The 11719-nt window shown below is 68.7% G+C and carries 15 protein-coding genes and 1 pseudogene; 4 read left to right on the forward strand and 12 right to left on the reverse strand.

Annotated elements, in window-relative coordinates:
• Positions 1–276: 276 nt before the first annotated feature.
• The 3 genes from J4E04_RS18895 to J4E04_RS18905 form a co-directional block, all read right to left on the reverse strand.
• Positions 277–456, reverse strand: a complete 180-nt coding sequence (locus J4E04_RS18895) for a hypothetical protein (RefSeq protein ID WP_490149329.1) — start codon at positions 454–456, stop codon at positions 277–279.
• 72 nt (positions 457–528) lie between these two features.
• On the reverse strand, positions 529–816 hold the full coding sequence (locus J4E04_RS18900; RefSeq protein WP_490149330.1) for a hypothetical protein: 288 nt from the start codon (positions 814–816) through the stop codon (positions 529–531).
• Between the two features lie 120 nt (positions 817–936).
• Positions 937–1140, reverse strand: a complete 204-nt coding sequence (locus J4E04_RS18905) for a hypothetical protein (protein WP_490149331.1) — start codon at positions 1138–1140, stop codon at positions 937–939.
• A gap of 152 nt (positions 1141–1292) precedes the next feature.
• Between J4E04_RS18905 and J4E04_RS18910 the strand changes: the two genes are divergently transcribed.
• Entirely contained in the window at positions 1293–1667 is a 375-nt protein-coding gene (locus tag J4E04_RS18910; protein ID WP_490150578.1) for a histone-like nucleoid-structuring protein Lsr2, read from the forward strand.
• Between the two features lie 239 nt (positions 1668–1906).
• On the opposite strand, the gene J4E04_RS18915 is transcribed toward J4E04_RS18910, so the two are convergent.
• From J4E04_RS18915 to J4E04_RS18945, 7 genes and pseudogenes are all read right to left on the reverse strand, one after another.
• A complete protein-coding gene (locus tag J4E04_RS18915; protein WP_490149332.1) occupies positions 1907–3631 on the reverse strand; it encodes a ParB/RepB/Spo0J family partition protein in 1725 nt (574 codons plus the stop codon).
• 138 nt (positions 3632–3769) lie between these two features.
• Entirely contained in the window at positions 3770–4027 is a 258-nt protein-coding gene (locus tag J4E04_RS18920) for a hypothetical protein (RefSeq protein WP_490149333.1), read from the reverse strand.
• A gap of 31 nt (positions 4028–4058) precedes the next feature.
• A complete protein-coding gene (locus J4E04_RS18925; protein ID WP_328810611.1) occupies positions 4059–4355 on the reverse strand; it encodes a hypothetical protein in 297 nt (98 codons plus the stop codon).
• Positions 4356–5820: 1465 nt separating this feature from the next.
• Positions 5821–5991 (reverse strand): hypothetical protein, encoded by a 171-nt coding sequence (locus J4E04_RS18930; RefSeq protein WP_328810612.1) that lies wholly within the window; start codon positions 5989–5991, stop codon positions 5821–5823.
• A complete protein-coding gene (locus J4E04_RS18935; protein WP_490149334.1) occupies positions 5988–6317 on the reverse strand; it encodes a hypothetical protein in 330 nt (109 codons plus the stop codon). Before J4E04_RS18935 ends, J4E04_RS18930 begins: the two co-directional genes overlap by 4 nt.
• A gap of 30 nt (positions 6318–6347) precedes the next feature.
• A complete protein-coding gene (locus J4E04_RS18940; protein ID WP_490149335.1) occupies positions 6348–6773 on the reverse strand; it encodes an ImmA/IrrE family metallo-endopeptidase in 426 nt (141 codons plus the stop codon).
• Between the two features lie 166 nt (positions 6774–6939).
• Positions 6940–7080, reverse strand: a pseudogene (locus tag J4E04_RS18945) (ArdC-like ssDNA-binding domain-containing protein); the annotation flags it as partial.
• A 258-nt stretch (positions 7081–7338) separates the two neighbouring features.
• Here J4E04_RS18945 and J4E04_RS18950 point away from each other — a divergent pair.
• Positions 7339–9444 (forward strand): heavy metal translocating P-type ATPase, encoded by a 2106-nt coding sequence (locus J4E04_RS18950; RefSeq protein WP_490149336.1) that lies wholly within the window; start codon positions 7339–7341, stop codon positions 9442–9444.
• A 102-nt stretch (positions 9445–9546) separates the two neighbouring features.
• On the opposite strand, the gene J4E04_RS18955 is transcribed toward J4E04_RS18950, so the two are convergent.
• Together J4E04_RS18955 and J4E04_RS18960 are read right to left on the reverse strand one after the other, a co-directional pair.
• Positions 9547–10182: a DUF305 domain-containing protein gene (locus J4E04_RS18955; protein ID WP_328813569.1), complete on the reverse strand. Its 636-nt coding sequence runs from the start codon at positions 10180–10182 to the stop codon at positions 9547–9549.
• Positions 10183–10266: 84 nt separating this feature from the next.
• A complete protein-coding gene (locus tag J4E04_RS18960) occupies positions 10267–10695 on the reverse strand; it encodes a hypothetical protein (RefSeq protein WP_490149337.1) in 429 nt (142 codons plus the stop codon).
• A 123-nt stretch (positions 10696–10818) separates the two neighbouring features.
• On the opposite strand from J4E04_RS18960, the gene J4E04_RS18965 reads away from it, so the two are divergent.
• Together J4E04_RS18965 and J4E04_RS18970 are read left to right on the forward strand one after the other, a co-directional pair.
• On the forward strand, positions 10819–11130 hold the full coding sequence (locus tag J4E04_RS18965) for an alkylmercury lyase (protein WP_490149338.1): 312 nt from the start codon (positions 10819–10821) through the stop codon (positions 11128–11130).
• 109 nt (positions 11131–11239) lie between these two features.
• Complete coding sequence (locus J4E04_RS18970; RefSeq protein ID WP_490149339.1) at positions 11240–11704, forward strand: VOC family protein; 465 nt, start codon at positions 11240–11242, stop codon at positions 11702–11704.
• The last annotated feature ends 15 nt before the right edge of the window (positions 11705–11719 follow it).

Genomic DNA, 11719 nt, shown 5'->3' on the forward strand with positions numbered 1-11719 from the left:
GGGCTGTGGCCGCTGGTGGTGGCGTGTGTCGTGGTTGCTGTTATCGCCCTGGTCAGTGTGATGCTCCGACGTTCCCGATCTCGACGAGCTGGAGGCTCGGGCGCGACCTGATCGCGGCCCAATTTGAATGTGTGGACCCAGTGAGGGGCCGTCTCGTATGAGGCGGCCCCTCACTGCGTCTGCATTCAAAGCTCCTGCGGTCAGCCCGCCGCGATCCGGTTGTCCATGGGTTCTTGGTGGACTAGCGATGGGTGGCACGGTGCGAGCGGAGCGAGCTCATTGCTCGTCGGTGTTCGCGGGGACGAGGCCGGCGCGGAGGATGCGGAAGGGGTAGGCGCCGGGTGCGTCTGCGTGGGTTTCGCTGGGGGTGATGGTGGAGTGGGTGTCGTCAAGTTCGGTGATCTCGAAGGTGGTGACGCCGTGGGCGTGGAGTTTGACGCGGTCGCCTGTTTGCACAGCCGGTGATCTTATCGCCGGGGACCGACAGGTCTTCGTCCATGAGGCCGGCGTCGGCGAGCAGGTGCGCGGTCAGGGCCGTGGTGTGTCGGGTCGGTGGCCGGGGCTGCTGCTGAGGTCGAAGTTCCCGGTGTGGGGGCTGGCTGCAGGCCGGGTGGCGAGCGCGGCGGCGACCTGCTTTTCGAGGCGGGGGTTGGGTCGGTCGGGGCAGTAGGTGGCGGCGTCGCAGGAGCTGGCGATGCGCATGACGGCGGGGTCGGGTTTGTGGGCTTCGCCGGTGTCTGCGGTGCGCCGTTCGGCGTCGGCGGCGGCGTGTTCTCGCAGGCGGCGGGCGTTCTCTGACCAGTAGACGCGGGTCATGGCGCTCCCCGGTGTTGTTCTGTGGTGGTGATGCGGGGCCGAGTGCTTCCCGGGTCGAACCGTCGGTTCGACCGCCACTCAGCCCCGCACCGCCAGGCTAGCAAGTATCGAACATGTGTTCTAGTTCGGATCGGGGGCGCTCTGAAGTCTGGTGAGGGCGGTGGTGCGGTACCAGTCGCGGAGTCGCCCGGGGGCGATGGTGAGGTGGCGGTGCGCTCGTAGGACGGCGGTGACGTGGTCGTGTGCGGCCCGCAGAGCGGGATCCTCGGGACCGTGGCCGTCGCCGGCGAGGACGAGGCCGGCACGGTCGTCGTCGTGGTTCATGCCGGGTTGGACGCACTCGGTTGTCCGGTGGTTCCCGCGGCGCACCGCGCGCCGACACACCGGCCCGGTCGCGGTATCGGATGGTGTGATTGTGGGACGGTGAGCAGGCATTTGTCGACCATTTAATTGAGGAAAGACGGGTACACCGCACCGTGGCCAAGAATCTGATCGTCGAGCTGACCGATGACATCGACGGGAGCGTCATCGCCGACGGCGCCGGGGAGTCGATCGAGTTCTCCGTCGACGGCGTCGATTACGCCATCGACCTGAAGGACAAGAACGCGAAAGAGTTCCGCAAGACGCTCGGCTACTACATCGAGCACGCGGCGAAGGTCGGCGGCCGTAAGCGCAGTGGGCACACCTCTGCTGTCCGCGCCGCCGCTGAGGCCGCCTCGAAGAAGTCGTCGAAGCGTGATCCGGAGCAGACGCGGGCGATTCGTGAGTGGGCCAACGGCAACGGGTACGAGGTCAGTGCCCGGGGCCGGATTCCGGCTGCGGTCGTAGAGGCGTTCGACGCCGCCCACTGACCGGTCCGCCCCTACCTCTCGTAGCGCAGCCCTGGCGGGTCGCCTGATGGTCTGGTCGAGGTAACTCAACATCTTCGGCCGTACCGGGGGCGTGCGGTCCAGTTCGGTCACGAGCTGGACCTCGAGGTCCGCGCGGGTTTCGCGGACCTGGTGGGGCTGCCGCGTCAGCGTCCGCAGGAACGGCCCGTGCCGTGGGCGGTGCGGGTGCCCCTGGTTGTGGGGGCACCCGCACCGTCTCGTCACTCGGCGGTGGCGTCTCCGGTGTCGTCGGTGAGTGCCTGGTGGGCCTGCTCGGCGGTGATAGTCGCGGCTGCGGCCTGCTCGACGGGGGTCAGGTCGTGGCCGTGGGAGTTGAGGAATCCGAGGTAGTTGTCGAGGTTCCCGTAGTGGGTGCGTCGCCAGGAATCATGGCCCTTGCCGCTCATCCGGGCCTCGTAGGCGGCGAGCACTTGGGCGAGGGTGAGCACCTGGGCGCGGGCGTCACTGGCCTTGTCGACTACCGGGGCTATCGCGGCTCTGGCTGCCTTGTCGTCGGAGCCGGGGTATCCGGCCTCGGGGCCGGTCGGCTTCGGCACGGCGATGCCGAGCACCTGCGCGAGGTACTGCGGGGCCTTGTTCTCCGTCAGCAGTGTCGGCTCGTCGACCAGCGTCTCGGCGATCCACTTCCCGGCACCCTTCGGCAGGGTCTTGCGTGCGAGGAACTTGACCAGCCACTCCACCCGGGCGGTCGTGGCGGCGGCGGACGCCTTGTTCAGGTCGATGGTCCGTCGACGCTCTGCCCGAGCCTGCTCCTTCATGGCGAGTTCGGCGGCGGCTGCCGCCTGCGCCCTGGCCTGTGCCTGCGCGTCGGGGTCACCGGCCTCGGCGGGTGCGGACAGCGCGGCGGCGAGCACCGCGTTCGGCTGTACCCCTGCGGCGGTGGGGTCGGCGGTGAAGTACTCCGGCACCCACACCGTGCCCTCGGTGAGCGTTCCGTGGTGCACGAACCCGTCGGCGGGGACAGCGTCGGGGTCGCCCTCGGTGGCCCAGTCGATCCGCTCCGCGTCGATCACCTCACCGGTCTCGGCGACAGTGAACTGCTCGGCGGCGGTCACCCATACCGACCAGTGCTGCGGCGCGGTGTCGATGTGCTCGGCGGTGATCTCCTCGCCGCCGTCGACGGTCACCAGGTCCTCGGCGCGGATCAGGTCGCTGCCGAACAGCGGCTCGGCGGTCAGGACGGTGAACCCGCGTGCGGCGTAGGGGACACCGGCCTCGGCGCGGGCGATACGCTCGGCCTTCTCCCGTGCCAGCCGGGCGGCGGTGTAGGAGAACCCGTAGCGGCCACGCTCGAGCAGTTCCTCGACCGCGTCGGTGTCGCCGTCGGCGTCGAACTCCGCGAGGATCGCGGCCTGCTCGAGGGTGAGCTGCCCGGCCTCGACGGCGGCGCGTGCGGTGTCCGACCGCCCGGCGGCGGCGGCGGTCTTGACCTGCTCGCGGGGCATCTGCACGGCCTTGCCGACCTTCGTCGCGGACACTCCCAGATCGAGCATGTCCGCGACGGCCTTCACCCGCTGGGAGACCGTCAGCCCGATACGGCGGTCGTTCGCGACGACCTGCCGCGACAGACGGGCGATCTCGGCCTGCTTCGCCGTGACCCCGTCGGCGGTGGCGGTGATCATCACCGGGACGGTGTCGGCTTCGGCGTCGATCGCGGCGAGGGTGCGCACCTGCCCGTCGATGACGATCACCTGATCGCCGTCGCGTCGGGCCAGGATCGGCAGCAGCACACCGTGCTCGCGGATCGACTCGACCACGTCCCGGAACTCGTCGGAGTCGGTGTCGACGTCGTCGCGGACGTTCGGGCCGAGCACCAGCACGGTCGGTGCGAGGCGAGCGAACTCCTCCCCCGCCGTGGCGTCGACGGTGGCGCTCTCGGAACTGGATTCGGCTGCAGGGGTGGCGGTGTCGATGGTTGCGGTCATGATGGTGTCTCTCCCTGATATGGTTTTCGGTGAGACACCGGGCAGGTAACAGCTGTCCGGTGTTTTTCTGTCTGGTGGTGGTGCTCATCGGGTGGTGCGCTCCCCGACTCGGTGGTCCCCGGCTCCTCGCGGCGCCGGTCATCGGTTCACCCGGGGCGCGGCGTTCTCGGCCTCGGCGATCTCCTGTTCGGTGGCTCCGGCTTCGCGTGCGGTGCACGCCCAGTAGGCGACGCGCTCGCGGTGCGCGGCCTCGGTGGAGGCCTCGGGGTCGACCGCTGCCTTCTGCGCCCTGGCGGTGTAGGCGGTGATCTGGGTGAGCGCGTGGGTGCGGATGGTCGCCGCCGCCGCCCCTACTGCGGCGCGGGTCGCGGTCTGAAAATCGGCGGTTGTGGTCATGGCTGCGTGCTCCTCGGTGGGTGTGGGGTGGTCAGAGCGGGCGTTCGACGCCGTGGACGAGGTCGCCTTCGATGAAGGTGAATCCGTCGCCTGCGCTGTCACGCATGGCGAAGTAGTAGTCGGCGCGCATCCAGACGAGCGTGAAATGCCCGGCGTCGGTGAGCGTTCCGAGGAGGTCGCGGTCGGCTCCGTTGGGGAAGAACGCCACCCCGGCGGACGGGGCGAAGTGCCGGTTGAGTGCGGCGATGAGTTCTCCGGTGGTGGTTGCTCCGGCGGCGTCGTCGAGCGCGTTGTCGTAGGTGGTCCAGTAGGTGTCGGTGCTGCTCATGGTGAGTGGCCCCCTCCTGACTCGGGCGGCTCGGACCTTTGCTGGCCCTCCCCGCGTTCTTTCGCCGTCATCTGGCGTGGCGCAGAGGAGGCGGCGCACGGGAACGGCGTCCTGCACCCGATACGAAAAGTTCTCAGCCGGAGGCGCTGTGAGAAGTTTCCGGACCCCGCAGGGGCCGGAGCGCAGCGGAGGTCGGGTGTTGGTAAGACGGGCCCGGGTGACGCAGCATTCGGAGTAGCCAGATGTGTCGAAAGAACGAATGCTCTTTTCGCGGTGCGGAGCGCAGCGGAGCTCCACTAGGCGGACGCCCGCAGGGTGGCCCACGCCCGGCCGGTCGCGGCCGGCCTGCGAACGGGAACCGCCGGCTACTCCCCCGCGGCTGCCACCTTCCACCCGTTCGGCTCGGTGGTGATTGTGCGGGAGCGACGGAGTTCGGCCACGTTCCGTGGGTCGCGGCAGTGTTGTGCCGTTGTCACGGTTGTGAGGTGTCATCAGGCGTTTTTGCATTATTTGTGCAGTTCGCTGGTGTACTTCGCGGTGGTGGCCGGGACTTCCTCGGCAGGCTCGGGGCCGTGATCGTTGGGAGTCGTGTGGTGCGTAGGAGTGTTGTTCGTGCTGTTGTGGGGGCTGCTGCTGTGGTCCCGTTGTGTCTGGTGGGTGCGGGGTCGGCGTCGGCTGCCCCGAACGATGTGACGTTCACGGCGGTGGAGGTCGACCCGGGAGACGGGTCGGGGGCGATTCAGGTCTCGGTGACGGCCAACGTCGTCACTGTCTTCGTCCCGCCCGTCTGCACCTTCTCGATCGACGGGGTGTCGACGCAGTACTCGAGCGGCGGCATTATCTTCATCAACGGGGGCGGTTTGTCTCCAGGACAGCGCGTCTTGAGTTTCCCGGTGGGGCCGTTGGTCAATGGGTTGTATGCGGTGGACGTGTCGTGCCCGGGCATCGGTGAGACGTATTCGGTGACGAATCTGCCGGTGATCGTGGGTGCGTTCGGCGGCGGCGGCGCCACCGGGCCCGCCGGGCCTGCCGGGCCTGCCGGGCCTGCCGGGCCTGCCGGACCTCCCGGATCTGATGGCGCTCCGGGCACACCCGGACCGGCCGGACCTGCCGGGCCTGCCGGACCTCCCGGATCTGATGGCGCTCCGGGCACACCCGGACCTGCCGGGCCTGCCGGCACACCGGGCATTCCCGGTGCTACCGGGCCTGCGGGACCTGCGGGACCTGCCGGGCCTGCTGGGCCTGCCGGTGGTTTCGGGAACATCTTCGGAAGCTGATCTGCGGTAGGTCGTTGGTGGCCCGTGCCCGTCAGGGCACGGGCCACCGCTGGTGTCAGGGTGGCCGGCGGAGCGCAGCGGAGCTCCATTTCGGCGTCCCGCAGGGGCGTTCCTCAGTCAGAGCCCGATCATGACGAGAGCCCGCACCCCTTCGTGGGGATACGGGCTCTCTGTCGTGTGTGTGAGGGTCAGGGCTGTTCGGGGGGCACCGTAGTCGGTTTGCCTGCGGCGACGTCGCGGAGCCACTGCGGGACAGGCTTGTTGTCGTACTCGAGTAGTTTGATCGACGCTTCGGCGGCTGCGGATCGGACTTTCATCGAGCGGCCACCGCTCACGGTGCGGCGTTCGGTGGTGGTCATCGCGGATCCTCCCTCTCGGTCTCAGGTCCATTGTCCCCTGTGTCGTCCGGTTCCGCCAGGTCGTCACCGGCGGTGTGCTGCGAGATCGCCTGCAGGGTGTCGCGGTCGGTGGCGGCGATGAACGGTGTCGTCGCGACGGTGCCGAACACTTTCCATCCGAGGGCGGCTTCGTCGTCGTCCTTGCTGACGGTGCGTTCCAGGCACCAGGTGATGCGTTGCCAGGACTGGGCGCGGTTGTCGGCGCGGGTGCGTTGACGGACGGTGAAGGCGACCCCGACGACGGCGAGCGTGCCGACGATCAGGGTCACCCACGATTGAGCGGGCATGACGGTCCTTCCGGTGGTGGGTGGTGCTGGTCAGGCGGCGGTGTCACTGCTGCCGGTGTCGCTGTCGGCCTGCGGGTCGAGGGCGTCGGCGAGCTCGTGGACGGTGGCGAGGACGGCGCGGGCGGTGTCGGTGACGGTGTCGAGGTTGCCGTCGGCCCATCCGGCGACGTAGCCGACGCTGTAGGCGGCGGTGTCGAGTCCGAGGATCCCGGCGAGGACGTACGCGACGGATTCGGCTTCGACCTCCATCCGGCCTCGGTGCAGGTCACGCCGGTCCTCCACGGTGTCGGCGGTGTGCATGAGGGCGTGGGCTGCTTCGTGGATCATCGTCTTCGCTGCCTGCGCGGGTGCGAGGCGGGCGTCGACGACGATACGGCGACTCCCGTCGACGGTGGTGTACCCGTTGGTCTCCCCGTCGATGAGGTCGCGGGTGACGGTCCAGCCGCGCGCGGTCATGAGGGCGTGGACACGGTCGTAGATGGCGGCGGGGTCGTCGCCGGTGAGCCGGTGGGCGATCTGCTCGGCCCGGGTGGCCGTCGATGGGGTCGGTCTGGTCGTGGGCGAAGACGGACAGAATCGGGAAGGTGGGGACCTTGCGGGTGGTCTCGTCGCCGGTGGCCTGGTCGGTTTCGGTGACGGTGCGGCTGCTGTAGCCGTAGATGCGGATCGCTTTCTCACCCTTGCGGACTTGCCGTCCCTGGGCCTGCCACGCCCGGAATCCGGCGACCTGCGTTGCCGTCGGCCGCTGAGCCAGGATCAGCATGACGTTGTTGAACAAGGGTGCGGAATCGCATTCGCTGCACGATCCGGTGCGTGCAGGAATCGAGTCCGAGTGAGACAGCGCACCTTTCCGCAGCCGACCGAGGGGCGTATGGTCTGATCTACATACCCCCTAGGGGTATGTAAGAAGCCGGACACGGCGGGTAGCCGTCAGCAGAGATGCGGTAGGACCACAGCACGTCCGGGCACGCCGACCGACCAAGTCATTGCACAGCACCACATTCGAGATCGAGGAGTTGACATGATCGAGTCATCACCGACCACCGTTCGGACGGACACTTCGCACGATCACGACCATCACGGCATGGCCGGCGGCCCCGGCGGCCACGGCGGCCACGGCGGCCACGGCGGCCACGGCGGCCACGGCGGCCACGGCGATCATGCAGGGCAGTTCCGCAGGTTGTTCTGGGTGATGGCGGTCCTGGCGGTTCCGGTGATCACGGCGTCGGACATGTTCGCGATGATCCTCGGGTACTCACTGCCGGACAGCTCCTGGATCGGGTGGGTGTCCCCCGTGCTGGGCACGGTCATGTTCGTGTGGGGTGGCTCCCCGTTTCTCACGGGCGCGGTCGGCGAGATCCGCGGTCGCACACCAGGAATGATGCTCCTGATCGCGTTGGCTATCACCGTCGCGTTCGTCTCCTCCCTCGGTGCGAGCGTCGGTCTGCTCGATCACCAGCTCGATTTCTGGTGGGAGCTGGCACTGCTGATCGTGATCATGCTGCTGGGGCACTGGATCGAGATGCGATCGCTCGCGCAGACGACGTCGGCACTGGACTCTCTGGCCGCGTTGCTGCCCGACACCGCCGAGCGGGTCGACGCCGATGGTGAGGTGACCGTCGTGGATCCGGCGCAACTGCAGGTCGGGGACGTGGTGGTCGTGCGCCCCGGCGGCCGGGTGCCTGCTGATGGTGTCGTCGTCTCCGGGGCGGCGAGCATGGACGAGTCGATGATCACCGGCGAGTCCCGGACCGTGCGCCGCAGCGAGAGCGAGACCGTCATCGCCGGCACCGTCGCCACCGATTCGGGCCTGCGCGTGCGTGTGTCCGCGATCGGCGAGGACACCACACTGGCCGGGATCCGCCGACTGGTCAGCGACGCGCAGAACTCGACGTCGCGAGCACAGCGGATCGCGGACATCGCTGCGGCGTGGCTGTTCTGGTTCGCCCTCGGCGCCGCCGTTCTCACCGCCGCCGCGTGGACTCTCCTCGGCTCCCCCGACGACGCGGTGATCCGCACGATCACCGTCCTGGTCATCGCCTGCCCTCACGCGCTGGGGTTGGCGATTCCGCTGGTGGTGTCCATCGCGACCGAACGTGCCGCCCGCGGCGGCGTGTTGATCAAGGACCGCCTCGCGTTGGAGTCGATGCGCACCGTCGACACCGTGCTGTTCGACAAGACCGGCACCCTCACGCGCGGGGAACCCGCCGTCACCGACGTCGAAGCGGTCGACGGGCGCACCGTCGAGGAGGTTCTGGCGCTGGCTGCGGCCGCGGAAGCGGACTCCGAGCATCCGTTGGCACGCGCGATCGTCGCCGCCGCCGATAGCCGTCGGCTCGATATCCGATCTGCGCAGGACTTCCGGTCCTCCCCCGCGGTCGGGGTGTCCGCGGTCGTCGACGGCGCCGCCGTGCGGGTGGGTGGTCCGGCGATGCTCGAGCAGGAGCACCGGTCCGAGCTCGGTGTGGCGAATCGGTGGCGGCAGGACGGGGCGATCATCTTGCATGTCCTCGGCGACGGCGCCGTGATCGGAGCGCTGAAACTGGCCGACGAGATCCGTCCCGAGTCCCGCGCCGCGGTGGCCGACCTGCACGCCCGTGGGGTGCAGGTGGTCATGATCACCGGCGACGCCGACGCGGTCGCCGCCTCGGTTGCCGGTGAGCTGGGTATCGACCGCTACTTCGCCGGGGTGCGCCCCGAGGACAAAGCGCAGCGGGTGGCGGACCTGCAGGACGAAGGCAGGAAGGTCGCGATGGTCGGTGACGGTGTCAACGACGCCCCCGCCCTCGCCCGCGCCGACGTCGGCATCGCCATCGGTGCAGGCACCGATGTCGCGATCGCGTCCGCCGGGGTGATCCTCGCCAGTGACGACCCCCGCTCGGTGCTGTCGGTGGTCGACCTCTCCCGCGCTGCGTACCGGAAGATGACGCAGAACCTGTGGTGGGCCGCCGGATACAACCTGCTCTCCGTGCCGCTGGCCGCCGGTGTGCTCGCACCCATCGGGTTCGTCCTGCCGATGTCCGTCGGAGCGATACTGATGTCCCTGTCGACGATCATCGTCGCCGCCAACGCCCAACTGCTCCGCCGACTCGACCTCCGGCCCGGCACTGCTACCCCGCAGGACTGACCTGCACCCCTCCGACACGACGCAGCCCCGCATCGACATCGATGCGGGGCTGCGTCGTTCGTCGAACAGGACCCGAAACTGCGGTTCCGGCCGGGTTCTCGGTCAGCCCAGGAGCTGCTGCATACGCGAGATCTCGGCGTTCTGCGTCTCGACGATGGTGCGGGCCATCGCGACCGCGTCAGCATTGGAGCCGTCAGCGATCTCCTTCTCCGCCATCGTGACCGCGCCCTGGTGGTGGGCGATCATCATCGTCAGCCACTGCCGGTCGAAGTCAGCACCCGACGCGGACATCAGCGAGTCCATGTCCTGCGCGGTCATCATCCCGCTGCCCGATCCGTGATCCATACCTTCCATCGAGCTCGCGTCCGACGACGGCGCCGGCTGACCCCACTGCGCCAACCACGACGTCAATTGCTCCATCTCGGGTTTCTGGGCGGCGGCAATCTCCCCGGCCAGGGCGACGATCTCCGGGTTCGTCGTGCGCCCGTCGACCATGGTGGCCATCTCGACGGCCTGCGCGTGATGCGGATACATCATCGACGCGAACATGACATCGGCGTCGGTGAACGTCGCCGCGGGATCCGCGGACTGCGCCGACGAAGACTCCATCGAGGTGGACGAGCCCATCGAGTGGCCCTCCATCGACGTGTCCGATCCGTCGTCGCTACACCCTGCGAGGAGAGTGATGCCGACCGCCGCGGCGGCGAGGACAGTGGTCGTTTTTCTGTTGATACGCATGGAAGTACTCCTGAGGTGTGTCGAACGAAAGACGAGGTGGATCTGCCTGCGATCCGCCGGAGCGCCATGGCCCCGGACTCCCCGTCACACCCGAAGAAGTACCGACTTGTCCAGCGAGCGCACAGCCCACGGGGGCGCACGACCTGCCCGAGCCACGATCGCGACAACGCGGTCGGACACGGTGTCGAGTACTGGCATGAGCTCGGCGGTCCCGGTCGGCACCGACATCGCAGGGAAAGACGTGACCGTCCCGATGCACGGATGCACCATGTCGTGGCCGCTCGGGCACGGCATATGCGCCGCCGCCGTCTCGACGTCGACGGTGTGTGTGTCAGCAGAGTGGTGGGCGACCACGCTGCTCACCGGCCCTGGTGCGGACATCGCGTCGTGGGCCGCGGCGGTGGGAACGGGCAGGGTCGTGTGCATCAGCACCACGCCGAGCGCGATCAGCACCGTCCGCAGCACCGAGAGCGCAGACGACGCCGACGATCGTCGCCGAGCACCGTCAGACACGTTGCCACCGTACCAAGACATACCCCCTACGGGTATCACCGCCAGCCCGAGTGCAGATCCTGCCGGCCGTGGCCACCACGTGATCGCGGCTCATCCGGACCCGCGAGGGGCACACTCGTCTCCATGAAGGTGGAGATCCTGTATTTCGACGATTGCCCGAACTGGAGAGAAGCGGCCGACCGAGTCCGCGAGGCGGCTACCGTGATCGGGCTCCCGGACATAAAGATCGAGTTCCGGCCGATCACCTCGGCCGCCGAGGCCGCCGGGTCTGCGTTCGCCGGCTCACCCACCATCCTCGTCGACGGCGTCGACGCCTTCGACGATGCGGTTCAGCTCACCGAACTCGCGTGCCGCATCTACCGGACCGAAGCCGGCGCAGCCGGCCTTCCGACCGTCGATCACGTGGCTGCGTCCCTGCGCAGGAGGGTCGCGTAACCACCGGCCCGACCCACCACTGCTGAACCGTCGGACGGACGGACGGCGCCGCGGGTGCGGCGAGGCCTCGACCCGTTCCTCGTGCTGCTCGTCGGCGTTAAGGTTGCCCATGGGTATGTCCAGAGCGGTCCCCGCGCTGCCGGTACGACACATCGAGACAGCGATCGCCGTCTACACCCGCTCCTTCGGCTTCACGGCGCAGTACTCCGATCCCACCTTCGCCAAGCTCACTCGAGACGACGTCGAGATCCACCTGTGGGCCGCCGACGACGACAGCTGGAACAGCCGACCCGACACCGCACCCTGGCCGGTGTGCAGCGGAGCGGAGACCTTCCTCGCCGGAACGGCCAGCTGCCGCATCACCGTCGACGAGATCACAGAACTGTACGACGAACTCTCGCGCGCGGGCGTCCTGCACCCGGCAGACGCCGGCCACCCCGTCGCGACGGACTGGGGAACGACGGAGTTCGCGACCGTCGACGGCGACGGAAACCTGATCACGTTCTCCACGAAAGCTATTCGGGCCCAAAGCCCAGTCGTCGACGGTGACGGAAACGCTGTCACCACTTCCTGACCGGCGGAGCCACCG

The sequence above is a fragment of the Rhodococcus sp. NFXS4 genome (assembly GCF_058139645.1).

What these genes read in the sequence shown, in the direction of transcription:
- J4E04_RS18900 (WP_490149330.1), bottom strand. Translation starts at nt 816, where the DNA reads ATGACCCGCGTCTACTGGTCAGAGAACGCCCGCCGCCTGCGAGAACAC.
- J4E04_RS18905 (WP_490149331.1), bottom strand. Translation starts at nt 1,140, where the DNA reads ATGAACCACGACGACGACCGTGCCGGCCTCGTCCTCGCCGGCGACGGC.
- J4E04_RS18915 (WP_490149332.1), bottom strand. Translation starts at nt 3,631, where the DNA reads ATGACCGCAACCATCGACACCGCCACCCCTGCAGCCGAATCCAGTTCC.
- J4E04_RS18920 (WP_490149333.1), bottom strand. Translation starts at nt 4,027, where the DNA reads ATGACCACAACCGCCGATTTTCAGACCGCGACCCGCGCCGCAGTAGGG.
- J4E04_RS18925 (WP_328810611.1), bottom strand. Translation starts at nt 4,355, where the DNA reads ATGAGCAGCACCGACACCTACTGGACCACCTACGACAACGCGCTCGAC.
- J4E04_RS18930 (WP_328810612.1), bottom strand. Translation starts at nt 5,991, where the DNA reads ATGACCACCACCGAACGCCGCACCGTGAGCGGTGGCCGCTCGATGAAA.
- J4E04_RS18935 (WP_490149334.1), bottom strand. Translation starts at nt 6,317, where the DNA reads ATGCCCGCTCAATCGTGGGTGACCCTGATCGTCGGCACGCTCGCCGTC.
- J4E04_RS18940 (WP_490149335.1), bottom strand. Translation starts at nt 6,773, where the DNA reads ATGACCGCGCGCGGCTGGACCGTCACCCGCGACCTCATCGACGGGGAG.
- J4E04_RS18950 (WP_490149336.1), top strand. Translation starts at nt 7,339, where the DNA reads ATGATCGAGTCATCACCGACCACCGTTCGGACGGACACTTCGCACGAT.
- J4E04_RS18955 (WP_328813569.1), bottom strand. Translation starts at nt 10,182, where the DNA reads ATGCGTATCAACAGAAAAACGACCACTGTCCTCGCCGCCGCGGCGGTC.
- J4E04_RS18965 (WP_490149338.1), top strand. Translation starts at nt 10,819, where the DNA reads ATGAAGGTGGAGATCCTGTATTTCGACGATTGCCCGAACTGGAGAGAA.
- J4E04_RS18970 (WP_490149339.1), top strand. Translation starts at nt 11,240, where the DNA reads ATGGGTATGTCCAGAGCGGTCCCCGCGCTGCCGGTACGACACATCGAG.